Source organism: Exiguobacterium sp. UBA7533 (assembly GCF_002479335.1).
Classification (GTDB): Bacteria; Bacillota; Bacilli; order Exiguobacteriales; family Exiguobacteriaceae; genus Exiguobacterium_A.
In genome coordinates, this window is the sequence record NZ_DLMP01000011.1 from 46828 (window position 1) to 71348 (window position 24521).

General features: G+C 45.4%; 22 protein-coding genes. 11 read left to right on the plus strand and 11 right to left on the minus strand.

What is annotated here, in order from left to right; all coding sequences use genetic code 11:
* The 3 genes from B2U10_RS11780 to B2U10_RS11790 all read left to right on the plus strand — a co-directional run bounded on the left by B2U10_RS11780 (position 1) and on the right by B2U10_RS11790 (position 5714).
* Entirely contained in the window at positions 1-1902 is a 1902-nt protein-coding gene (locus tag B2U10_RS11780; RefSeq protein WP_290787906.1) for an ABC-F family ATP-binding cassette domain-containing protein, read from the plus strand.
* Between the two features lie 181 nt (positions 1903-2083).
* The gene (locus B2U10_RS11785; protein ID WP_290788113.1) at positions 2084-3916 is read left to right on the plus strand and encodes a GGDEF domain-containing protein; all 1833 of its coding nucleotides are present in this window, start codon (positions 2084-2086) and stop codon (positions 3914-3916) included.
* Between the two features lie 10 nt (positions 3917-3926).
* Positions 3927-5714 carry a GGDEF domain-containing protein gene (locus tag B2U10_RS11790; protein WP_290787910.1) on the plus strand — a complete coding sequence of 596 codons (1788 nt, stop codon included), beginning with the start codon at positions 3927-3929 and terminating at the stop codon, positions 5712-5714.
* 53 nt (positions 5715-5767) lie between these two features.
* Here B2U10_RS11790 and B2U10_RS11795 read toward each other — a convergent pair whose 3' ends face one another.
* Genes B2U10_RS11795 through B2U10_RS11805 form a run of 3 tightly spaced genes read right to left on the minus strand, consistent with a single transcriptional unit; the run spans position 5768 to position 8038 of the window.
* Positions 5768-6412 (minus strand): hypothetical protein, encoded by a 645-nt coding sequence (locus B2U10_RS11795; RefSeq protein ID WP_290787913.1) that lies wholly within the window; start codon positions 6410-6412, stop codon positions 5768-5770.
* Entirely contained in the window at positions 6409-7581 is a 1173-nt protein-coding gene (locus tag B2U10_RS11800; protein WP_290787916.1) for a DEAD/DEAH box helicase, read from the minus strand. Before B2U10_RS11800 ends, B2U10_RS11795 begins: the two co-directional genes overlap by 4 nt.
* Before the next feature lie 28 nt (positions 7582-7609).
* Positions 7610-8038 carry a hypothetical protein gene (locus tag B2U10_RS11805; protein WP_035412635.1) on the minus strand — a complete coding sequence of 143 codons (429 nt, stop codon included), beginning with the start codon at positions 8036-8038 and terminating at the stop codon, positions 7610-7612.
* 339 nt (positions 8039-8377) lie between these two features.
* Here B2U10_RS11805 and pflB point away from each other — a divergent pair, with 339 nt between their 5' ends.
* From pflB to abc-f, 3 genes are all read left to right on the plus strand, one after another.
* Positions 8378-10627 carry a formate C-acetyltransferase gene (gene pflB, locus B2U10_RS11810; protein WP_290787919.1) on the plus strand — a complete coding sequence of 750 codons (2250 nt, stop codon included), beginning with the start codon at positions 8378-8380 and terminating at the stop codon, positions 10625-10627.
* 34 nt (positions 10628-10661) lie between these two features.
* Complete coding sequence (gene pflA, locus B2U10_RS11815; RefSeq protein ID WP_290787922.1) at positions 10662-11381, plus strand: pyruvate formate-lyase-activating protein; 720 nt, start codon at positions 10662-10664, stop codon at positions 11379-11381.
* Between the two features lie 274 nt (positions 11382-11655).
* The gene (gene abc-f, locus B2U10_RS11820) at positions 11656-13356 is read left to right on the plus strand and encodes a ribosomal protection-like ABC-F family protein (RefSeq protein ID WP_290787925.1); all 1701 of its coding nucleotides are present in this window, start codon (positions 11656-11658) and stop codon (positions 13354-13356) included.
* A 70-nt stretch (positions 13357-13426) separates the two neighbouring features.
* Here the strand turns inward: abc-f and rsgA are convergent, their stop codons facing one another.
* Entirely contained in the window at positions 13427-14443 is a 1017-nt protein-coding gene (rsgA, locus tag B2U10_RS11825; protein ID WP_414655326.1) for a ribosome small subunit-dependent GTPase A, read from the minus strand.
* 306 nt (positions 14444-14749) lie between these two features.
* On the opposite strand from rsgA, the gene B2U10_RS11830 reads away from it, so the two are divergent.
* From B2U10_RS11830 to B2U10_RS11850, 5 genes are read left to right on the plus strand one after another with little or no spacing between them, the layout of a single operon-like run.
* Positions 14750-15127, plus strand: a complete 378-nt coding sequence (locus B2U10_RS11830) for a hypothetical protein (RefSeq protein ID WP_290753948.1) — start codon at positions 14750-14752, stop codon at positions 15125-15127.
* Between the two features lie 50 nt (positions 15128-15177).
* On the plus strand, positions 15178-15795 hold the full coding sequence (locus B2U10_RS11835; RefSeq protein WP_023467259.1) for a hypothetical protein: 618 nt from the start codon (positions 15178-15180) through the stop codon (positions 15793-15795).
* 59 nt (positions 15796-15854) lie between these two features.
* On the plus strand, positions 15855-16574 hold the full coding sequence (liaF, locus tag B2U10_RS11840; RefSeq protein WP_029340864.1) for a cell wall-active antibiotics response protein LiaF: 720 nt from the start codon (positions 15855-15857) through the stop codon (positions 16572-16574).
* Positions 16571-17596: a sensor histidine kinase gene (locus B2U10_RS11845; protein ID WP_290775381.1), complete on the plus strand. Its 1026-nt coding sequence runs from the start codon at positions 16571-16573 to the stop codon at positions 17594-17596. Before liaF ends, B2U10_RS11845 begins: the two co-directional genes overlap by 4 nt.
* Positions 17593-18222 carry a response regulator gene (locus B2U10_RS11850; protein ID WP_023467256.1) on the plus strand — a complete coding sequence of 210 codons (630 nt, stop codon included), beginning with the start codon at positions 17593-17595 and terminating at the stop codon, positions 18220-18222. Before B2U10_RS11845 ends, B2U10_RS11850 begins: the two co-directional genes overlap by 4 nt.
* Positions 18223-18321: 99 nt before the next feature.
* On the opposite strand, the gene B2U10_RS11855 is transcribed toward B2U10_RS11850, so the two are convergent.
* From B2U10_RS11855 to B2U10_RS11885, 7 genes are all read right to left on the minus strand, one after another.
* Positions 18322-20013: a b(o/a)3-type cytochrome-c oxidase subunit 1 gene (locus tag B2U10_RS11855; RefSeq protein ID WP_290787932.1), complete on the minus strand. Its 1692-nt coding sequence runs from the start codon at positions 20011-20013 to the stop codon at positions 18322-18324.
* A gap of 1 nt (position 20014) precedes the next feature.
* Positions 20015-20485 carry a cytochrome c oxidase subunit II gene (locus B2U10_RS11860; protein ID WP_035412613.1) on the minus strand — a complete coding sequence of 157 codons (471 nt, stop codon included), beginning with the start codon at positions 20483-20485 and terminating at the stop codon, positions 20015-20017.
* A 12-nt stretch (positions 20486-20497) separates the two neighbouring features.
* The gene (locus B2U10_RS11865; protein ID WP_155960209.1) at positions 20498-20611 is read right to left on the minus strand and encodes a cytochrome C oxidase subunit II; all 114 of its coding nucleotides are present in this window, start codon (positions 20609-20611) and stop codon (positions 20498-20500) included.
* Positions 20612-20843: 232 nt separating this feature from the next.
* Positions 20844-21557, minus strand: coding sequence for a Crp/Fnr family transcriptional regulator (locus B2U10_RS11870; protein ID WP_251137623.1), 714 nt, complete (start codon positions 21555-21557; stop codon positions 20844-20846).
* A gap of 157 nt (positions 21558-21714) precedes the next feature.
* Complete coding sequence (locus tag B2U10_RS11875) at positions 21715-22869, minus strand: CDP-glycerol glycerophosphotransferase family protein (RefSeq protein WP_056063580.1); 1155 nt, start codon at positions 22867-22869, stop codon at positions 21715-21717.
* Between the two features lie 52 nt (positions 22870-22921).
* A complete protein-coding gene (tagD, locus tag B2U10_RS11880; protein ID WP_035412608.1) occupies positions 22922-23311 on the minus strand; it encodes a glycerol-3-phosphate cytidylyltransferase in 390 nt (129 codons plus the stop codon).
* Positions 23312-23327: 16 nt separating this feature from the next.
* Positions 23328-24497, minus strand: coding sequence for a CDP-glycerol glycerophosphotransferase family protein (locus B2U10_RS11885; protein ID WP_290754235.1), 1170 nt, complete (start codon positions 24495-24497; stop codon positions 23328-23330).
* Between the last annotated feature and the right edge of the window lie 24 nt (positions 24498-24521).

Genomic DNA, 24521 nt, shown 5'->3' on the forward strand with positions numbered 1-24521 from the left:
ATGTTAATGAAAGTAGAAAATCTCAAAAAAGAATTTGCCGATAAAATTGTCTTCGAAGATGTCACGTTTTCTGTCTCTCCTGGTGACCGGATCGGTATCATTGGCGTCAACGGTACCGGTAAATCGACCCTCCTGCACATTCTAGCAGGCAAAGAAACAGCAGATGCTGGTACGATCCATCATCCAAATGATTATCGGATCCGTTTGCTATCGCAAACGACCGATTATCCGGAAGATCGGACTGTCATGGAAGTACTCCTGTCGGGTGACACACCAACGATCAACGCGTTGCGCCACTACGAAACGGCACGACTAGCGCTCGAACAGGATCCGACAAGTGAGACGTTACTCAACCGCTTCATCACGGCGCAAACCGAGGTTGATGCCGCGCAAGCGTGGGACACGGAATCGCGTTTAAAGATGATCTTAAACAAACTCGGCATCCTCGACTTAAACGCGTTGATCGGCTCTCTTTCCGGAGGACAACGTAAGCGTGTCGGACTCGCTGAAGCCTTACTCGATGAAGCTGATCTCCTCCTGCTTGATGAGCCGACCAACGAACTTGATGCCGAGACGATCAGCTGGCTTGAGACTCAAATCAAGGAATACCGTGGTGCGATTCTACTGATCACTCATGATCGCTATTTCTTGAATCGTGTCACGAATCATATGATGGAGATCGCAAACGGAACAGCTTATTTCTATGTCGGAAACTATGAATCGTTTCTTGAAAAACGTGCCGAACGTCGTGAACGGACGGCTTCTATGGAGGAAAAACGTCAAAACATCCTCCGTCGCGAACTCGCTTGGTTGCGTCGCGGAGCAAAAGCACGGACGACGAAACAAAAAGCCCGGATCCAGCGCGTGGATGCTTTACAAGACCTTTCTTACGAGGAAGAAGAAGCGACACTTGAAGTACAGGTCGGTTCGACCCGCCTCGGCAAGAAAGTCATTGAAGCATATGACGTCTCGCACCGATTTGGTGAACGGACACTTTTTGAATCGTTTGACGCTCTGATCGGACGCAAAGAGCGGTATGGCATCGTTGGTCGAAACGGTAGTGGAAAATCGACACTTCTTTCAATTCTCGCGAAACGCTTAGAGCCAACAACGGGTGAGATCATTCACGGCGAAACGGTGAAGATCGGTTTTTACGGTCAATTCGCCGAATTCACGCATCCCGAACGCCGCGTCATCGATGAGGTCGAACGGATCGCAAAAGTCATTACGACACTCGCCGGTGAGGAGATCACAGCAAGTCAGATGCTCGAACAATTTCTCTTTAAACCGGAAGCACAATATAAACAAATCGGCAAGCTTTCTGGTGGCGAAAAGCGACGTCTGAAATTGTTAACGATTTTGATGGAAGAACCGAACGTCCTCTTCCTTGATGAGCCAACGAACGACTTGGATACCGAGACCTTATCCGTACTAGAAGATTATTTAGAATCATTCCCAGGTACTGTCATCACAGTCAGTCATGATCGCTACTTCCTCGATCGGGTCGTCGATCGCCTGATTGCATTTGAAGATGGAAACATCATTTTTTATTACGGACAATATACAGACTATCTTGAGCAAATGGCAGCACCCGTTCCCTCAATCGTCGTTGAAAAAACGGCAGAGGTTGCTACAGCACCAAAAACAGAGACGCCAAAGAAACTAAGTTATCAGGAACAACAAGATTGGGCTATCATTGAGCAACAAATTGAAGAGAGTGAAGTTGAACTAGAGCAATTAGAGGCTGATCTCGCTTCAGCAGGAAGTGATCTCGGAAAGGTCAATGAATTGTATCAAGCCATCGAAAAGACCAAAGCGACGCTTGACGAGCGAATGGAATATTGGACATATCTTTCTGAAAAAATCGAGGCATTTGAAAACCATCGCCAATCTAATCAGTAAATCCGATAAGCGGAGTTCTTCACTTAGAAGAGTTCCGCTTTTTTTTATGAAATAGAAAACATCTCTTACTTTTATTTTTAATTATGAAAATAAATGTGAATTCATATTAGATATCGGGTAATGTTATAGCATATTTCGTTTTGGAGGAAGGCTTGCGAAAGGAGGAGTTCTAGTGAAACGGATGGTTCAAAACATCTACCCTATCGTCGCATTCTACTTAGTCATTACTTACATACTGCTCTGGCTATTGCCACAAGACCTTTCGTTACAACTCTCGGCACTTATTAGTTTAAGCGGTTCTTTCATGATTTTCTTATTTAGTCGATCGACGGCTTTCAAACAACCTTTCCTTCCGTACAAGTGGTTATCCATCGCCTTCTTCTCTTATTTTTTGGGCGATTTCCTGAATATGATTGGACGTTTCTTTCAATGGAACGATGTCAATTTTAACGTCTTGCTGGATTTACCTTATACGATTCATTTGACAATGATGGTCCTTTTCTTTTTCCGACAATTAGATTTGACATTATTCAAAAAACAAAAGTTATTGATTCTTGATTCCTTGACTTTATTCGCTGTTTCAATGATTGCTGGATATATCGCTATTTTCCGCTTTGTTCCCTCTTATACGCGAACGACACTCGAGCAAATCAGTTGGACATTTTATGCCTTCTTGACAATTTTGTTGACGCTTTTCTTTTTTTTACTCTATGCGTCTGGGTTAAGACGGAACGTATCACGATCAGGATTTATCTTTCTTGTCCTCGGAACATTCATTCTCGGCATGACGAACTTCGTGTTTTATACCTTGTTATTAAACGGTGAACCGCAAATATCGGGTCTATTGCTTCCGCTATATCCACTTAGCGGTCTGTTCCTCATCGCCTTTCTGAACACACGTACACTTCCCATTAGTCGTGAGGAGCAAGCAAATCTCATTCGAGTCGAGACACTTACGCGTTCACTGTTGGTTTACATCTTATTATCTGCGCTGATTCTTTATATTACGTTTTTTCCTGTCTCTCGAACCTTCTTCTTATTGTCTATTGGTATTACGTTTTTATTATTTTTAACACGGCAGCTTTTTTCATACCGGGAAAATCTTCGGTTGTTACAGGAAACAACGGCATTACAAACGAATCTAGAAGACATCGTTCATCAAAAAACAGAGTTGCTACAGTTGCGTGAAAAAGAACTGACGTCACTTTTTTTGTCTTATCCAGAAATCGTTTTTGAAATCGATGACATGTATCAGATTCGATCCGTCAATCCAGCCGCTGCAGAAGCAGGATGGAATGATTTACCGCTCGGACCGAGTCAACGTCGTCAACTTGATCGGCTCATCCCGTTGCTTCAACAAAAGCAGTCGACCTATCCTGCTCACCTCCTACATGTACCTGCTACGGACGAACATCCAGAAACCTTTTTGAATACGACAATCATCGATATTCCACATCAGCAACGCTATTTCGTCGTCTTAGCGGATGTCACAGAAGACTATCAACAGGAAGTATGGCTAGAACGTATGGGATACCATGACTCACTCACTCGTTTACCAAACCGGCGTTACTTCGAGGAGCAACTCTATCTAACTCTGCCAACGCTAGATTATGGCTCCTTATTGTTCATAGATTTGGACGGATTCAAACAAATCAATGACACCTATGGACATGATGTCGGTGATTTACTGCTACAAGAAACAGCAACGCGTCTTCAATCAATGACGACGCCAACTGATCTCGTCGCACGCCTTGGTGGAGATGAATTCTTGATCTTCATTCAGGCATCTGCCTCGGAAACTCGACAGTTTGCCGAACACGTTCTCGAAATCCTAAATTATCCATTCTATATCAACACGTATATGCTTCATATCACACCATCTATCGGAATTTCCTTATACCCTGAAGACGGTAAGAGTTCAGAACAGTTATTGATTCGGGCAGACGAAGCCATGTACCAGATCAAGAAGAACGAGAAAAATAACTATATGTTCGCTGTCCACATCAAACGTTAGGAGGGATCCCGTGCTTAAATCAAACTACTTCATCCGTTGGTTCCCTGCCATGCTCGTAATCTCTTTTATTCTAATGGTCCTTACTACATGGACTCCTTCCATCTCTAATGGGATTGTCGAACAGGTACTTCAGTATGTATCACTTGGGTTGATCGCTTACTTTATTCTTACGGCTTATCGTAAGGAACAAATATTAGTCGTACCCAGACGAAATTTCTGGCTGATTGCTTTAGGATCACTGGTTTTATCCTATATCGGTTCCATTTTTGAGACGTTACGTTTTGTCTATTCAGACTTTCCAATTCCATCTATTTATAGCCTGATTTTATTTTCAATATCCCATTACGTATTCTTATACGCGATTTTTTACCGAATCATCACAAAACGAACACTCGGACAACATGTACTTGCTTTCGTTGATGCCGCGATTATCGTCATTTTCATTGGACTTGTCGCATTCCATGTCCTCAATGAACTGACGAACCCTGGGCTTCAGACTGTTCCTTATGCCATCATCGTCATTACGAACACATCACTCGGTTTGTTCGTTTTTTTCTATTTTACGTTCATCCAAGAAACACATTGGGTATCACGGATGGCCTTATTTCTATTATTCTTATCCATTTTCATTCGTGGTATCTATGAAGTCTCTAGTGTCTACTTCCCTGATTTTTCAGCGAATTATCTGGTGTTCTTCCCGATATTGATTCGTTTGGCGCAAAGTGCAGCTATTCTATGGCATGTTGATCATATTGAAGAAGGAACTGCTCGAACGACGGTCATTCCTCGTTCGTGGCTTCCTTTACTGGCCATCCCTTTGTTCATCCACTACATGGTGGAACAAGAAGGTGGAAAACTCGACATCTTTATCATCTTATTCCTACTAATCGTTCGACAAATCTTGATTGCCCGTCAACATGGGTTGATTGTCGCACAATTACACGAACGAAATGAACAACTCGCTTCACGCATTGAACATCGAAAACAACAAATCCAAGATAGTGAACAACAGGTCATTCCACTCTTCCTCGGTCATCCTGATCCGATGATTCGACTCGATCAGTCCGGCACTGCGCTGTACGCGAATTTAGCTGCCCAACGTCTGTTTCATTTGCCAGATATGACGATTGAACATGTTCCTCGTACGATGCGTCATTTGTTAGAAATGCTCGAAACGAACGTTGATGAGTATGAGGATGAACAAAGTCGCCGCTATGAAATCATTGATATTCCGATTCAAATTGCCGCTACCTCGATGGGACGATTCACGATTTTACATGATGTCACGGAAAGCAAAATTCGTCAAAAGAGAATCGAATACCATGCCTATCATGATGCTTTGACTAATATCGGAAACCGTCGTTCCTTAGAACGAGATTTCTCAAATCGACTCTCCGATAAGAATTATCTTGCCTTAGTCGATTTAGATGGATTTAAGCAAGTCAATGATACGTATGGTCACGAGGCAGGAGATTATGTATTAATTGAAGTTGCGAAGCGATTGAGCGAACATACAAGTTCTTCGGAATCCGTGTATCGCCTCGGTGGAGATGAATTCGCGATCCTTTTACAAGCCGATGATGAACTCTCCTTACGCCGAAAATGTAAATCCTTTTTACAATTTTTAAGACGTCCCTATGTCTACAAAGGACAATCTTTATTCGTTTCCGCAAGCATCGGAGTGACAGCGTGTCATGAGGCCGATCTTGAAACATGTTTAAAGCAAGCCGATCTTGCCATGTATCGCGTGAAACATCGGGATAAGAATGATGTCGCTTTATATCGAGCGGACCCATGAAAAAACCTAGGACATATGACTTTTTGTAGTCAACGTGTCCTAGGTTTTTTGAGTTATTCTTCTGGTCTTGGTGCAATGTTACCTTCTTCGATATCGAGGAGCAAGTCGATTAATTCCGCACAAAACTCTGGATATTGACGAAGTAACGCGTCTTCTCCCACTTCATCCACGAAGTCCGTCAACAAAGCGAGGACTTCTGGTACTAATGCGCGCGCTACCTTCATGTAGGCAATCGCAAAGCGCCACTTACCAGAAATATAGAGCAGTTTCCCAATCAACAGATCCCCCGGTTCGACTTCAATCTCAGCCAAATCCGTTTGATACGTCTGTTTCGACATTAAATCAACAACACCATCTGCATCGACTTGAAACAGCGACGGCATCGGGTCAGCTAATCCACGCAAGGCGCGATAGAGACTAGGTGATAGCTCGTCTTTTATCTGCTCGAGAAAACGACCGTGCGGTGTTTTTCCTTTATCATCCGTTTCATAGAAGATCGCCCAGTCAACGAATAAGTCCCGGAACAATTCAGCATCTTTTAAATACCAACGTCCTTCTGTCGCAATCTCTTCAATGAAAGCGACCCAGTCCGTACTGCGTGCTGTTGCTGCTTCCTGATACATTTTCTTCAAGGCTGCATTCATTTCCGCTTCAGAAACCGTCGTCGGAAATGGAATTACTTTTCGATCGTTCTTCATTTCGATCGCCCTTTCCGGTGAGGAGTAGCCGGTCGCTTAATCGTCTGAGGAGCTGTGAATTCACGTTTCGGAATGACTTCTCCGCGGTAAATTTCCATTGGCTCCATCTCGACGCCCATTTGCTTTGCAAGTGTTTTTAAGTGTTTTAAATCTTGATCCGTGACAAGTGCAAGTACCATCCCATTTGCGTTTCCGCGTCCCGTCCGACCTGAACGGTGTACGAAATCGTCAAGCGACTCCGGTAAATCGTAATGGACGACGTGTGTGACCGCTTCGATATCAAGCCCACGCGCCGCAAGACCTGTCGTGACGAGTAAAGGAAACTCTCCCTTTTTATAAGAACGCAAGGTCTCCATCCGCTCTCGTTTTCCTTTTTCAGCGTCTAAAATCCGGTATTTCAGTGAGAATTTACTCAACTCGCCATTCAATGGTCCAAGGAATGAGCGATTGTTGATGAATGTCAGCACTTTTGATCCTTGCATGTTCGCCAGACGACGTAACAATTCCGGTTTCTGACGACGTGAAGTCTCCAAATAACCGAATGTCACTTGTGTGCTGACGGCACGCTCAACACGAATCGTCTCAGGATCATTCGCAAGCGTCCGTCCCCATTCTGCTGTCCGTTCCGGCAATGTCGCTGAGACAAATGCCAGTTGTCGATCGCGTAGCGCACTATTTGCGATTCGCGTCGCCGAGTCACTCATGCCACTTTCATAAATTTGATCCGCTTCATCTAAAACAATCAATTTCACCTTATGCATCTTCAGCTTCTTCGAATCAATCAACTCGACGAGACGTCCCGGTGTTCCGACGATGATTTGCGGCTTTTTCTTCAATCGTTCATATTGTCGCTTTAATTCAACACCACCAATGAATGCACCGGATTTGATACCACTTCCTTGAGCAAATAATTGAATGACTTGATGAATTTGCATGACGAGTTCCCGTGTTGGTGCCGTGATGACGACTTGCACGTGTGGCTCTTCCACTTCAATCTTTTCTAAAGCTGGAATGACATAAGCAAGCGTCTTCCCTGTTCCTGTCGGCGCTTCAGCTAGGACATCTTTTCCTTCGCGCAACAACGGAATCGCTTGTTCTTGAACAGGCATCAACTCTGCAAAGCGCGCCCGTTCCCATGCTTCCTGTAAAAATGGTTTTGTAAAGTTCATAACGATTTCTCCTACTCTCTTAATTCCATCATGCCGTTACGTATTCGACATGATCTCCTGATGCATCACGGTATCCCCGTAATGTCTGTGTATATTCATTTCCTGCGTCGAGCAATCGGATGTGGAACCGGACTTCTTCTTCACCAGCTTCTTCCTTTAAAATCTCGAAGCCTTGGATGACACGATCCTGTAATTCTGCAGCGAGTGCCGGATACACGGCAAGACTCGCATACGTCGCTTTTACGTCCACGGGACGGCGAACAAGCGCAATCCAGTACGATTCATCATAGCCGATAAAGTCTTCATAATCAAAATCATCTTCAAACCGAATCCAGAATCCATCACCTTCAAATTCTGTGATCATCCCAGTTCGCGTCGAACCTTCCGATCCGATTTTCAGCGAGACCCAGTCTCCCGACTGATAATCTCCTTGTTGCGTTAATGACACATACTCCATTTGGCACACCTCCACGTTCTATGTTCCCTTTTTCATTGTCAACGATACGTCCTAAAAACACAAGATACCGTAACGTGACATTCCTCACAGTTTCAACTGTGCTAGTGGATCTTTTTCAAATCAGCTCATACAGTTTCGTGAAACTCTTGATTTACCAGACTTCAACTGTTTTTTAATCTTCACTCTTTCATAAGTACAGAAATAAGGAAAGCCCGTCATATCAACGTTTGTTCACTTGTTAAAATATTCACATGAACGTAAAGGGAATCTCTACCTCCTTTTGTTACACTATTCACATAAGGAACTGATCATTAGCTCAATTTTAAAGGAGTGGTATCCATGTTATTAGAAAAAACGAGTGCCTGGGCAAACTTTACGTCTGGCGAATGGATCAAGACAATCGATGTTGCAGACTTCATCCGGCTCAATCGCACGGAATATACAGGTGATGATCACTTTTTAGTCGATCCGACTCAAGCGACGCAACGGCTTTGGCAACAAATTCTACAGTTGACGAATGAAGAACGACAACGTGGTGGTGTGTATGCCGTCGATGCCAAGACACCATCAACGATTCTCTCGCATGATGCAGGGTATCTTGATCCCTCTCTTGAAAAAATCGTCGGCTTACAGACGGATGAACCGTTCAAACGTTCAATTCATCCGAACGGCGGGATTCGGATGGTGAATGATGCCTTAGCTGCGTATGGCTTTGAAGCAGACGAGACCGTCACGAAAATTTTCAGCGATTACCGAAAAACACACAACCAAGGGGTTTTTGATGCTTATACTCCAGAGATGCGCGCCGCGCGTAAAGCCGGTATCATCACAGGATTACCAGACGCCTATGGACGTGGGCGGATCATTGGCGACTATCGTCGTGTCGCTTTGTACGGAACAGCACGTTTGATTGAAGAACGTAAGCGAGACTTGAAGGCACGTGGCGGCTTCCTCTCTGAATCGATGATCCGCGACCGCGAAGAAATGAATGAACAATTGCGCGCATTAACGGAATTGACCGAGCTTGGAACTCGCTATGGTTTTGATCTCTCCCGCCCTGCAGAAACAGCACAAGAAGCATTCCAGTGGGTCTATCTTGCTTATCTTGCTGCGATCAAAGAACAAAATGGTGCAGCTATGTCACTCGGTCGAGTCTCGACGTTCCTCGATATTTATGTCGAACGTGATCTTGCGACCGGCCGCTTGACGGAAGAAACAGCACAAGAGCTCGTCGATCATTTTGTCATGAAACTTCGGATCGTCAAATTCTTACGAACACCGGACTATAACGATCTCTTCTCTGGCGACCCGACGTGGGTAACGGAATCGATTGGCGGGATGAGTGAAGATGGTCGATCAAATGTCACGAAAAGTTCATTCCGCTTCTTACACACGCTCTCGACACTCGGTCCGGCACCTGAACCGAATCTAACTGTTCTCTGGTCCACTCAGCTTCCACGCGGATTCAAGGAATTCTGCGCGAAGATGTCGATCATATCAAGCTCGATTCAGTATGAGAACGATGATTTGATGTTGCCGGTTTATGGGGATGATTACGGCATCGCTTGTTGTGTCTCCGCGATGCGGATCGGGAAACAGATGCAGTTCTTCGGTGCTCGAGCAAACCTTGCAAAAGCATTACTTTATACAATCAATGGCGGAATGGACGAGAAGCTCAAAATTCAAGTCGCCCCAGCCACACCATTGATGCTCGACGAAGTACTCGATTACGAGACAGTCATGGCGGCTTACGATCGTCAACTCGATTGGCTCGCAGAACTGTACGTCAACACACTGAATGTCATCCACTACATGCATGATAAGTACAGTTACGAACGGATTGAAATGGCTTTACATGATCCGGAAATCTTACGGACGATGGCATGCGGCATCGCTGGTTTATCGGTCGTCGCTGACAGTCTATCCGCTATTCGTTATGCAATAGTCCGCCCGATCCGAGATGCGGATGGGATTGCAGTTGATTTCAAGATCGAAGGTGAGTTTCCAAAGTTCGGGAATAACGATGAACGAGTCGATCAGATGGCGGTTGATCTCGTGACATTGTTCATGGAGAAAATCCGTAAACATCCAACGTATCGAAATGCGCTCCCGACACAGTCTGTCCTGACGATTACTTCAAACGTCGTCTACGGTAAGAAAACAGGAAATACACCCGATGGACGCCGTGCGGGTGAACCATTTGCACCCGGTGCTAACCCGATGCATGGACGTGATACCCGTGGTGCTATCGCTGCTCTGACGTCTGTCGGGAAACTACCATATGAACATGCGCTCGATGGTATCTCCTACACGTTCTCGATCGTTCCAAAAGCACTTGGTAAGGAGGAAGCAACACGTATTCGCAATACGGTCGGATTACTTGACGGATATATGGGTGGTACGACTTCAAAAGGTCATCACTTGAATGTCAACGTCTTCGACCGTGAGACGTTACTCGATGCCATGGAGCATCCAGAACAGTATCCACAGTTAACGATTCGGGTTTCCGGTTATGCCGTCAACTTCATTAAACTGACGCGTGAACAACAGATTGATGTCATCAATCGTACGTTCCACGGTTCTCTCTAAAATGATGTGTAGTATGTGAAAGGAAGTGAGCAGAATGACCTATGGTATGATCCATTCCGTTGAATCATGTGGAACAGTCGATGGTCCTGGCATTCGATTCATCGTCTTTACGCAAGGATGTCCACTACGGTGTCAATACTGTCATAACGTGGATACATGGGAGTTCGGTTGCGGACAGCGTGTCTCAGCAGACGAAGTCGTAAAAGAAGCGATCAGCTATCGCTCCTTTTTCGAGGCGACGGGTGGCGGAATCACCTTCTCTGGAGGTGAACCGCTCGCTCAGCCAGAGTTCCTAGAGGCTGCTTTAACAGGAGCGAAGCGGCATGGACTGCATACGGTCATCGATACCGCTGGATCTGTCGTCCCAAAAAACATCGACGCCATTCTCGATGCGACGGATTTGGTTCTGCTCGATATCAAGCATATCGACGATGCTGCTTGTCGCGTCTTGACTGGACGGAGTAACGCCAATACACTCGCCTTCGCAAAACGCCTAGCCGAGCGAAACATTCCCGTCTGGATTCGCCACGTCCTCGTTCCAGGTATTACGATGTCGGAACATTTCCTCCGTCAGACCGGCGAGTTCATCCGGACGCTCGGAAACGTCGAGCGCGTCGAGGTACTGCCGTATCATCAACTCGGAGTCTATAAGTGGGAAAACCTTGGTCTTGCTTATCCGTTAACTGATTTGCTTCCCCCTTCACGAGAAGAAACAAACGCTGCGCAAACCCTACTTGAATCGTACTTGTGTTAACGTTTCCAATTTGTTACAATGACATCATAGATTATGAACAGGAGGTACAACACCGAAATGAAGCAATCACTCGTACAGGTCGCTTGATGAATGAAATCATCTCTTTCGCAATGCAGTTGCGGATGTCTGACGCTACGAGTCTGCTCTTTTTCGGTGTGACCATCCTCTGGTCATCGCCTTCTTTGAGTTACACTCCGGCACACCATCCGCTCGCTTCGGATGGTGTGTTTTTCATTTCATCTTATCGGAAATGAACACTAAAGGAGCTGCTTTTATGCCTACTGAAACACTTACGATCCAACACCTATCGATGGACTACGACGAACGACGCCTTTTCTCGGACGTTTCTTTTCATATTCATACCGGTGAACATGTCGCCTTAATCGGTCCGAACGGCATCGGAAAAACGACACTGTTACACTTGATCGCTGATCAACTTCAACCGACTGACGGTTCGATCAAGCGTCATTACAAAAAACTCGGTCTACTATCACAACACTTTGTGGCGGGCGATCACACCGTTCTTGATGTCGTCGAACGAGCGGATGAGGTTCGTTATCAACTTCGCGCTAATGCCATGAATGGTGACTTGACGATTTATCAACAAGCAATCGATCAGGACGCCTTCTCGCTGGAAGCAGATGCAGCACGCGTCTTAAAAGAAGTCAAATTAGAGGAAGCACTCTGGACACACAAAGCATCCAGTTTAAGCGGTGGTGAACAGACGCGCCTCCAACTTGCCTGTCTGCTTCTATCACGACCTGATTTCATCATTCTCGATGAACCGACGAATCATCTGGATCAAGAGACACTCGAGTGGCTCACGGAATGGGTCAACATGTCACGGACCTCGATTCTTTATGTCTCACACGAACGATTCTTCATCGACGCAACGGCTGATGCCGTCATTGAATTATCCGAATCAGGGGCAACGCGATACAGCGGAAACTATCAGTCCTATAAAGAACAAAAGGAACATCAAGCTCTGTCGCAACAACGAGCGTACGAAAAACAAGAACGCACCCGTAAAGAGCTGACACGCATGATTCAAGGATACCGGCAATGGCATCAAAAAGCTTCGGATCAAGCTAGTGAACGCGATCCATATGCGAAAAAGAAAGCCGCTAAACACGCAACAAAGGTCAAAGCAAAAGAACAACAGCTTGAGCGCTTACTGGAGAATCGTGTTAAAAAGCCAGAGGTTGCACCGACTGTTCACGTCGCATTTGAACATGAAGCGATTCATGCGAAGCGACTCGTTTCGTTCGAACACGTCACGTTTAGATATGAGACGAAAACCATTCTAAACGATGTCTCATTTTCAATCGATCGCGGTGACCGGATTGCTGTCATTGGACCGAATGGAAGTGGGAAAACGACCTTACTGCGTCTCATTGAGGGCGAATATGCTCCTAATCAAGGGACAGTCATCCGCCATCCTCGATTAAAAACCGGCTATTTTTCACAAGCTCTTTCCCATTTACCGACATCCGGTACGTTGTTAGAGGCATTGCTCGAGTTCGGCACGATGAGTGAAACGGATGCCCGGACACTACTCGCCTGTTTTTTATTTCGACGTGATGATGTTTACCGGTCGATTGCCGACGCCAGTATGGGTGAGAAATGTCGAATCGCCTTTTTACGCCTTTATTTCTCTGGTGCTCACTTGCTTATTCTCGACGAACCGACGAACTATTTGGATCTTGCGACTCGTGAACAAATCGAAGCCGCCCTCGATGTCTTCCCTGGTGAGCTCCTCTTCGTCTCTCACGATCGTTATTTTACCGATCGGCTATCGAACCGGACGTTTGACTTAACGACTGGATTCAACGATCATCCAGACGGAACTGCCGTGGTAAGAAATGCACGCCGAAGTGACCCTGAAGCGACTCAATCCGATCTACATCGTCTTGATGCTTTGACAGGTGATGTGCCGTTCGATACAGAAACAAATGAATCACTTTCAAAAGAATAACAAAAAAAGCATCTGCATAGAAAAAGAGACTCCTGTTTCCATTGCAGATGCTTTTCATATTTCAGTCGTATTACCGCTTTTGATACTTCAGTTTCGTATGCGCTTGTGCCTGCTTGTGGATTTTTTTCCACTTTTCTTTCTCCGCCGCCTGCAACGCCACGTTTTGCTTACGTTCCGTATAGGCGATTTCTCGTTTTAGCTTAACGAAGCTGTTCCAGCGCTCAGCAGATAGCGTTCCATCTTCTAAAGCTGTCCGAACGGCACATCCTGGTTCCTTCTCATGTTTACAGTCTCGAAAACGACAGTTTTCAGCAAGCTCTTCAATATCGGAAAACGTCGACGATAAACCGTCACTTCCATCCCATAAGGCCAATTCTCGCATCCCCGGTGTATCGACGAGTAATAAACCGTTCGCCAGTCGTTTCAGTTCGCGATGTGTCGTCGTGTGACGTCCGCGTTCATCGTCTTCCCGTACGCCACCCGTCTCCATTAACTGTTCTCCAGCTAAAGCGTTGACGAGCGTCGACTTCCCAACGCCGGACGATCCGACTAACACGATCGTTTGCTTGACTTGTAACTGGGCACGTAGTTCCTCTAATCCGTCACCCGTCAAAGAATCAACGGCAAGGATCGGTGTTCCGAACGCGACTGCTTCAACAGCCTGCAGTTCTATTTCGATCGACGGCATCAAACTTTTTTTCGTCAGGACGATGATTGGTATCACCCCTGCATCCCAAGCAACCGTTAAATAACGTTCCAGTCGACGGACGTTGAAGTCATGTCCAAAAGCCATGACGAGCAAGGCAACGTCGACATTCGCGCAGATAATTTGTTCCTCGGTCTCCGTCCCTGCCGCTTTTCGGGAAAATTGAGACGACCGTGGCAAGACCCGTTCGATTCGTCCTTTGCCTGGCTCTCGCTCTGTTTGAATGATCCAGTCTCCAACCGCTGGCAATTCAGCTTTCGTTCCTGATTGAAAACGCAGCTTACCAGACAGTTCGCTAAGTGATTCTCCTGTGTCCGTCATGACACGATAATGCGTTTGGTAGACGGCCGTGATTCGTCCCAGTTGTTCTGTTCCTGTCATTTCGTAGACAGGTGGTGTACCCCATTCGTTCAAATGGTTTCCTCCTCTGATTTAAGGGAGGGAAACCCCTCCCTGGTTTTCGACACATGTTACTTTTTTAGCGTTGATTGTTGCACTCATCAACATCACTCCTCTCGATTCGATTCCTTTATAGAATATCATATCAATCAATGTTTCTGGTAGCGCTTCCCTCAAAGTCAGACCTTCTCTCCGCCTTAAGCCCGAGAGCAAATACGGTCCAAAGAGCGTCGTACGAACAGAAGGACTTCCGTATTATAAAGGTATCAACACAAGGGAGGCTTCCTCATGAAGCAATCGAAAGGAAAACAATTGGTGATGATTCTTACCGGACTCGCATTACTCGCCGTTGTCATCGGAACATTACCACATATGATCGGACTTGGTTTAGGGGCATTACTTGCGTTCTATTCGATCAGTAAGTTCATGCAATCGAACAAATGGCCAGCGAAACTCGGTTTCGGATTTCTAGCAGCCATCGGAATCGGACTTGCCCTCTCAAACATCTGGGCAGTCATCGGAATCGCAGCAGCCATCGCATTGTACGTCGGTTACATGCGTATGAAACTACAGCGTGTCAATGTTCAAGATCTCTTTAACCGCCGCCGTACGTCAACAACACATTTTGAAGCTGACTGGAAAGACTTAGACGAAAAACGATTCTAAATTTAAAGATAATACCCATACTGTTTACCACTTTCAAGGAGGAATTTTTCATGAAAAACGTGTTTGATCAACTCAATGATTTTGCGACACAAATGATGACAGAAGTCAAAAAAGCCGCTGAACAGGGCGAAGTACCTGCTAAAAAGCTCGTTCGTCATATTCGATCTACAGAAGCTGATTTAAAAGAGATTGATCGACTACTTGAGCGTCAACGGACATTATTGCTGGAACTGACTCAAAAGCAGGAAGAAGCGAAGGATTTAGCCGATAAACGCTTCAAACAAGTTGAAATCGCAAACGAAGCCGGTGAACAGCAACTCGCCGAACGTGCTGCCATCGAATCGAAACATTACGGAGAGCAATACCGGTTCTTCGAAGAACTCGTCGCTGAAACGAAACGCGAGTTAAATGAGCTTGAACGTGAAGCCCTCGAATTGAAGTTGAAGCTCGAAGACCTACAGAACAAACGGTACGAATGGATGATGCGCGAAAACGTTTCGAACTTAAAAAACAAGATGAACCAGGTGCTAGATCGCGAACCAAATGCTACTATAAAAGAAGAAGCACATCCGTTCACGGCGGAAGAACCTGAAGCAAAACAACCAGCCGTTGATGAAGATGATATCGATGCGCGTATCGCTGAACTCGAACGCCGCATTCACCAATAAGCAGTTCATGACGAAGGAGGCGTATGCCTCCCTTTGTCATGTTAGAAAGGAGATTGATCGTGCGACGATTAAGTACGAAACAACTGGTCGGTTACGTATCGATCCTGTTCGCCCTTGGTCTATTCTATGACCTATTATCCGGTGCAGGAAATGTATTGTTCGGTGTCTTATTCCCTTTCCTGCTGTATTACGTCGGGATTCATTTCCGGCGGCGCAATCATGAAAAACTAGCGATCCTCTTTTATATCGTCGGTACGATCATTCTTGCTGGCGTCGTCCTCAGTTCGGCTGCCATCGGTTTTGTCATTGCCGGAATTTTGCTCTATCTTGGGATCATTCTTGTGACACGGCATTCTGTCCGTGAATTTTTGTTTTCACGGATTGCCCCCCATCAATATGAAGAGGAAGGCATCAAGATTCAACCAGCTTACTCCTTCTCGACCCAGGCCGATGCACCGTATGTCTTACAGGACTTAAGTGAACAGTTCATCGTCAAGGATTTAGAAATCGATTTGACGCATGCCTATGTCCCGGAAGGTGAAACATTGATCGTCGTCAGTGGCGTCGTCGGGGACGTCCGGATTCTTTTACCGTCCGGTTATGATTATACGCTCGACACGTCGATCGGCTTCGGAAGCGTCAAGACGGACATCCGCCGTATTCCGACCTTCTTCAATCGACGCATTCAATTCCGAGCACCAGAATATGGTGAAGCGACGCGGAAGGTTCGTATTCATGTCATGCTCGGTATTGGCAACGTGGAGGTGTCTTCGATATGAAGCGTGATCAATTTCCGCTTGGTGTCATCGCTCTGCAAGTCATGACGGGCTTCTTGACAGCCGTCATGACGACGTTGTTATTCTTAAGTACACGCCAAGTCGATTGGCATGTTCTCTTCGTCCGTCAGCAAGACTTTCCTGTCCTTTTACTCGTCATCGGACTCTCATTACTACTGCCGCTTGCTATCGGTAGCATGCATTATTTTTTCTTGCGTCGTGACTTCAAGCGTGTCACGACTGCCATCATCGAACTGGAGCAAGGAAAAGATGTCACAATTGTTCCCGGTCCCTATTTTCATACGTTGACACGCCTGTCACGAATTGGAAAACGTATTGACGAGCAAGTCGAGACCGTTCAAAAGATCAGCACGCGTCCGCAGCACGTCGAACAGGTACGGATTCAAGCTGTCACCGAAGAACGCAAGCGACTCGCACGTGATTTACACGACTCCGTTTCACAACAACTTTATGCCATCTCGATGATGACGACAGCAGCCAAACAGACGATTTTGTCTCAACCTGAAGCTGCTGCCAAACAAATCGAAATGGTCGAGACGATGGCACAAACGGCACAGTCTGAAATGCGTTCGCTCTTACTTCAACTTCGCCCCGTCGAACTCGAAGGGATGACGTTACAACAAGGACTTTCTCAACTGCTCGAAGAATTATCTAGAAAGCAGTCCACACAATTGAGTTGGAAGTTAGAAGAGATGTCACTCCCACGACAAATCGAAAACGAGTTGTTCCGGATCGTTCAAGAAGGATTAACGAATGCCTTACGTCACGCGAAAGCGTCCCATATGGATATCGAGCTCCGGCAATTCAACGAAACAATTATCCTGAGCATGAATGATGATGGTGTTGGATTTGTTGTGGATGAAAAAAAACTTGCCTCTTATGGCATCAATTCGATGCGAGAACGAACGGCTGAGATGGGTGGAACGATTCGTCTCGTCAGTGTTCCTGGACAAGGAACCCAAATCGAAGTAAAACTTAGAAAAGATCGGATGGTGCAAGTATGATACGCGTATTATTAGTAGATGACCACGAGATGGTCCGGGCCGGTGTGTCTGCTTTCCTTTCCACACAACCAGACATCGAGGTCGTCGCTGAAGCTTCGGATGGTCAAGCGGGAGCCTTGCTAGCGCTCGAACACCGACCGGATGTTATCTTGATGGATTTAGTGATGGAGCCAGTTGATGGCGTCGAAGGAACCCGGTTGATCCGCAAAGACTGGCCGGAAGCAAAAATTCTCGTCGTGACGAGTTTTCTTGATGACGAGAAAGTCTATCCTGTCATTGAAGCGGGTGCGATGAGTTACGTTTTAAAGACAGCTAGCGCCTTTGACATCGCAGAAGCGATTCGCAAAACAGCAAACGGTCAATCCGTCATGGCAGCACAAGTGACCGGTAAAATGATGGAACGTCTTCGTCGTCCTACGACACACTTACATGATGATTTAACGGAACGTGAGCAGGAAGTTCTTCAATTGATGGCTCGTGGTATGGCGAACCAAGAGATTGCGGACGAATTATTCATTTCCTTAAAAACCGTCAAAACACATGTCTCGAACATCTTATCAAAACTAGATGTCGTAGACCGTACACAAGCTGTCGTCTATGCCTTCAAGCATAATCTCGTCAAATAAGATTTAGCCCTTCATTACTTATTCTTTAAGCGCATGCCAAAAACCCCGAATCGTCTCTTAGTCAGAGACCGTTCGGGGTTTTGATGTTGTACGAAACGATTACCAAAGCTTCCATCCCGGAGCGCCTGGAGGGGCGTTTTCAATCATATGCCAAATCGGTACTGTGTACGCAAACGCAATCAAAGCGAACGTTACAAAAATCCATAGCTTCCAATTTTCAAAGAAGAGTGGCGTTGCCATCGCCTCTTCTTCCGTTTCAGCAATCGGAAATTCTTCCGTTCCTTTTGGTGTACGAAATGCAAGTTGGAACATCGCATACAAGAACAATAGAATCGATATGAATAAAATCGTCCCACCAATTGCCATGGCGACATGATATGGAATCCAGTCAGCGACGATCGAATCTTTGAAGTAGGCGGCAGGACCCGTCCGTCGTGGATTACCGAGTAGACCTGAGATATGCATTGCTGTCGACATGAAGAGCATTCCGATCGTCCAGGCAGCCGTTTGAATAAGCCCAAGACGATTCATTGCCGATGTTAACGTTCGACCACGTAAGAGCGGGACAAGCCAGTAAGCCGTTCCAAAGAACGTCAATGCCACAGCGGCACCGACCGTGATATGAAAGTGTCCTGTGACCCATAACGTATTGTGAACGATGATGTTTAGTTGATGGGATGCGTTGATGACACCACCTGCACCTGCAGGAATGAAGAACAACATCCCGATGAACGGTGCAAGAAAACGTACATCGCGATACGGCATTTTTTTCACCCAACCAAATACCCCGGTCGCCCCTTTCCGACGACCCGCCAACTCAAAAGTCGCAAACATCGAGAAGGCTGTCATCAATGATGGAATGATGACGAGGAACGTTAAGACGACTTGGACATACTTCCAAAAAGCAGAAATCCCCGGCTCTAACAATTGATGGTGAAAACCAACCGGGAACGAAAAGAGGAGGAACAATAAAAATGACATACGTGCTAACGCGTCGGAAAAAACCTTTCCACCAACGATTTTCGGGATGACTGTATACCAGACGATGTAGGCAGGTAACAACCAGAAATAGACGAGTGGATGACCAAAGTACCAAAATAGCGTCCGGGATAGCTCGATTCCGACCTTATCCGTCCAACCAAGGGATAAGGGAAGGAGCTGAAAGAGAATCGTCGCTGCTACTCCGAGTGTCGCAACCACCCATAATAAGGCAGTCATAATACTCATGTATGCTTGAAGTGGTGGATGAACGCCAGGGTGTTCCCGTTTATAATCAGCATACATACGGAACATGGCACCAGAAGCAATCCACGTTCCGACGACGAAGATGACGAGTCCAATATAAAATACTGGATGTGCCTTGAGTGGTGCATAGAATGTATAGAGGACGGAAGCTTCTCCTGCAAGTACCATCCATGTGACGAGGATGACACCAAGGATCATGAACCAGAATCCAACCCACCCGAGACGTCGAGGAAAGTCTTCGAAACGTCCAAAGGATTGACCTAAAAATGAAAACAGTAATCCAAATATGAATAATGTCGTAAAGACGATCGCAAGCATTAACCCGTGGGCAGTGAGAAGCTCATAGTAGCCGACTCCAGCAATTTCTGGAATGACACCTGTCCGCACCATCGTTTGCAACAATCCACATAAACCACCAATCAATAAGGCAACGAGTGAAAAACTAACATGTGCGAAAGCGAGCTTCGCTTCCTTAATTCCGATGACGGTAGCAGGCAGACCACGCTCCATCTCGAACTGTCTTAATTTTTTTGAAATGGCATTCATCTTATTCCACCACCTTGATTTTGGTTGCCATCATATGATGACCCGATCCACAGTATTCATTACAGACGACCAAATACTCGCCAGCTTCCTTGAATGTATATTCAATGGAATTGATATGACCAGGAACGACCATCATATTGACATTCGTCTTGACAATTTCAAAGCCATGGACGACATCTTTTGATGTCACCAAAAAATCAACCGTTGCCCCTTTGGGAATGACCATATCTTTTGGTGTGAATTGGAACGCTTGTGCGACGATGATCGCTTCGTATCGGTCGTCATCGATTTTTTTTAGTCCTGGCTTGTCGAATGGTTTCGTTTGATCAACTTTCGTCGGATCAATCAATGTTGCATCGGATGGCGGTTGATTTCCGGATGCAAAAGCGGATACGCCGATGATGGTTAAAAAGACGCCAAGCATCACTGCTCCAAAAATCAGCCAGATTTTTTCTAGACGATGAATATGCATTGTGACTCCCCCTTACCGTGATAAGAATAATAGAAAGATTGAGCTCCACATCCCAATGATGATACCTGCTACGATCAGGACGGCAATAAATGTTCCTTTGAGGTTTGATTCTGATTTTTGGTCCATGGTGATTACTCCTCTCCTGCTTTGAACTTGTCTTTATTGTAAGAATTCAGCAAGTTCGGAAACTGTGATATATATCACTTCAAATGTGAAAAATCCGCACTTTTCTTTCTAAAAACACACAAAAAGTTCACATCTGAACAAGAGAAGGAAGCACGACTCATCTACAAAAAAAACAATCCATACATGAGACAGAAAATTCTGCTTCACGTTTGAATTGTTTGTACACTATCTATTAAATTCGACAAACACCTGCTGGGCATCCTTCACAATGACACAGATCACGCAGATATTGTGCATCATGAATGATGATTTCTTTTGGCGTCATCGAAATGACACCTTCTTTTTTCCACTGGGAGAACATCCGATTGACCGTTTCACGCGGTGCGCCAATCAATTGACCAAACTCCCCATCGGATGGACGTTTTGCAAGACGGTAGGTTTCTCCTACTTGTTCCCCTTCCATCGCGATGAGACGAAGTAACGTCGAAGCTAACGCACCCGGTTTTCCGAACAATAGCAAGTCGCGCAATTTAGTCTCCGTCTGTTTCCGCATCAATGCTTGCCACCGCATGATCTCAAGCGCAAAAGTACCATCCTTTCTCATGAGTTCCTCTAATTTTTCTTTTGAGAGGAAACCGATGATACTATCCTCCATCGTCTCGATACTGTATGAACTCGGAAAAGCTTCTCCTACATCAAATTCACCAAATAGATCCCCTTTGAAATATAAGAACATGAGTAATGGACTGCCTTTTTTCGTCAACTTCGATAGTTTGACGCCTCCTTGTTTCACATAAAACAACTTGTCGTTCATTTCCCCTTCCCAACAGACGATGGAATCCTTTTTGAACGTCGTTTCCGTCATGAAGCTCTCTAGTAACGTTCTTGTCTCAGGTGATAAGATGAATGTATTCGCTTCAGTCGTTCCACAAGTCAGCATATCCATTTCTCCTCTCCTTTTCTTCTGCTTTTAGTATAGAACATCACAGTTCAAAAGAAAGGATTTTCAAAAGATTGTCAAACTTTGTTCAATGTTTCACATTATTTTTGAAAAAGTATCTGACGACCGCTTTCTAAAACTAAAGCAATCGTCAGATATAGTATTACATACCTGTTCCGTAATAATGATGAACGATTCGTTCAACTGCTTGACCTGGTGGGTGATCATACCAACTTGTTTGGAATTCTTGCATGTGCTGACGGCACTCTTCAAGTATCGCGTCAGACACGATCCACTCCATCAATTGCGCAATCTGCTCCGTCTGTCGCACCGGTAATGGTTTTGGATACTGATCGACAAGTCCTGGTAGTTGTCGATATGTATCGATGTCCGGTGTGTATAAGAACGTTGGAACCTCAAGAAGACAGCTTTCAAATGGAATCGACGAATAGTCGGTCACCAGAACATCCGTGATGAGCAAATAATCATTGATCTGATACGTGTCATCCACAAGATGTATATGGGCGGAACGATAGGTCGAAAGCGCTCGGATCGTCGGATGTAACTTAACAAGAATCGTCCAGCCTGTTTTAGCCAGTTGTTCAAATTGTTGAATCGTGTGATCTTCCGTTCCTTTATATTCGCGGTAAGTCGGGGCATACAATAGAATCCGGCGGTCGGGTTTTACATAACGTTCTTTTAAATCAAGCGCCCGATGTTCCCGCTGAACCTCATCATACCAATAATCCGTCCGCGGCATGCCGAACGGTTTAAAATGAGATCGTTTTAAATCATGCGGTGCCATGAATTGTGTCGCACAACGCATCCCCGGCACGATGAAATCACCATATTCCTGATAGACACGTCGGAACCGATTTCGTATCCGTTCCGATACGAACAGGCTTTTCGAAGAAGTTAGTCCAAACTGCTTTAACGTTCCGCCGGCATGCCATAGCTGGATACGTCGTGTTCCACGTCGCGTTTTAGCAACACTGAATTCCGCAACATAATTATCGACGAAAACCGTCCGGGAGGTCGCAAGTAAATATGCGAGTCTGACGAACCGTAATCGACGAAAGCGAAGCATTCGGTCCGACTTCCATAAATCCGGCTGCTTCATGAAATGGTGATCATATACAAGATACCGTTTCTCATTTGGCAATTCCTGCGCCAAGCGATCATTAACAGGTTTTGCGTTATCCCCGTATGTCATCCAAAATAAAGTGACGGGGCGAAGCGGTAACAACCGAAAGACACCATAACAAATACGAAACAACAATAAATAGACCCATACGATTCCTTCTCTAACCACTTTCATCCTGCCCTTCTACGAAGAAAGACCGCACGTCGTCGTGTGGTCTCCTCTTCAATCACTTCGAAGCTAATTCCGTTTTAATCTGACTCGTAGAAATACCCTCAGTTCGGCTAAGGTAAACGACTTCACAATGCTCTTTTAAGAAATCGAACTCGCCTTTCCAATCATCACCCATGACGAAGAGGTCGACGTTATGCTTCTTCACATCTTCTACTTTTTGATCCCAGCTGTTTTCCGGAATGACTTCATCCACATAACGGATGGCTTCAAGAATCATCTTTCGATTCTCGAAATTATGGTAGGACTGCTTATGTTTCAAACGGTTGAATTCGTCCGTTGAAATCGCAACGATAAGATAGTCTCCCATCGCTTTTGCGCGTTTTAAGATGTTGATATGACCCCAGTGTAATAAATCAAATGTTCCGTACGTAATAACCTTCTTCATGATTCTGCTCTCCCTTTTATCCGTGAATTCTCTTTATGATCGTCTTCATCGCCCGTTCTGAAGCCTGTCCATCATCCCATTGACAATACGTCTCTTGGAACGCTCGAAATGCTGACGCATACCGTGTGTGCCAATCATCTAACTGGTTCAGCTCTTCAAACAGTGCTGTTTCAGTCGACAACAATGGTCCCGGTGCCTCCTGCTCAAAATCGAAGTAAAATCCACGCAACTGATCTCGATAATGTTCTAAATCATACGTATAGAATAAAATCGGACGAGATAAGTGCGCAAAATCAAACATGACAGAAGAATAATCCGTGATCAAGGCGTCCGACGCCAGATAGAGCTCCGCGATATCCGGGTAGTCCGATGTATTTCGAACGGATGGATAAGCGGTGACGTCGAGACGACTTCCGACTAAATAGTGCATTCGGACAAGCAGAACGTATTCATCCCCAAATCGCTTTTCAAATTCATTTAGCGAAAAAGGTAGCTCAAATGAATATTTCCCTTGACCTTCGAATGCATTATCTCGCCAAGTTGGTGCATACAACAAGACTTTTTTTGAATGATCAATATCATAGTGGCGATATACTGCTTCTTTGATTTTAGCATGTCGCGCCTCTTGATAAAATATATCATTTCGAGGATACCCAATTTCTAGCATCTCACCTTCAAATGCAAATGCCCGTCTAAATATTGAACTGGAATAGGCATTGGGTGAAACTAAGCTAGACCATTTTGCTGCTTCCTGCTTAAATCCTTGTTTATATCGTTCGGTTGTCGTATTCGCCATTTGGACATCATCCATATCAAGCGCTAGTTTCTTGAGCGGTGTGCCATGCCAAGTTTGGAGATAAAACGTTTTTTCCGGTTTGATCAACCAACCCGGTAACCGACTGTTTGATACCCAGACCCGTGACGTCGCAAGTAAATAAATCCAGCGGAACGTCAACCGATCTACTGTCTTGACATTTGGTGGAAATGCAACACCTCGTTGCTTGCTGAAAATCAACTCACACTCCGGATGCATCGCGCGCATCAATTCGTAAATGGCACGCGGACTGTCACTATATTGTTTTCCGAGAAAACTCTCGAAAAGAATTCGCTTACGTTTTTGTGGCAACCATGTAAAGACTCTCATGACGGTACGAAGACCGCGTTCAATCAAGCCTGTTCGTTTCATCCACTGTTTTACTTGATCTTTCAA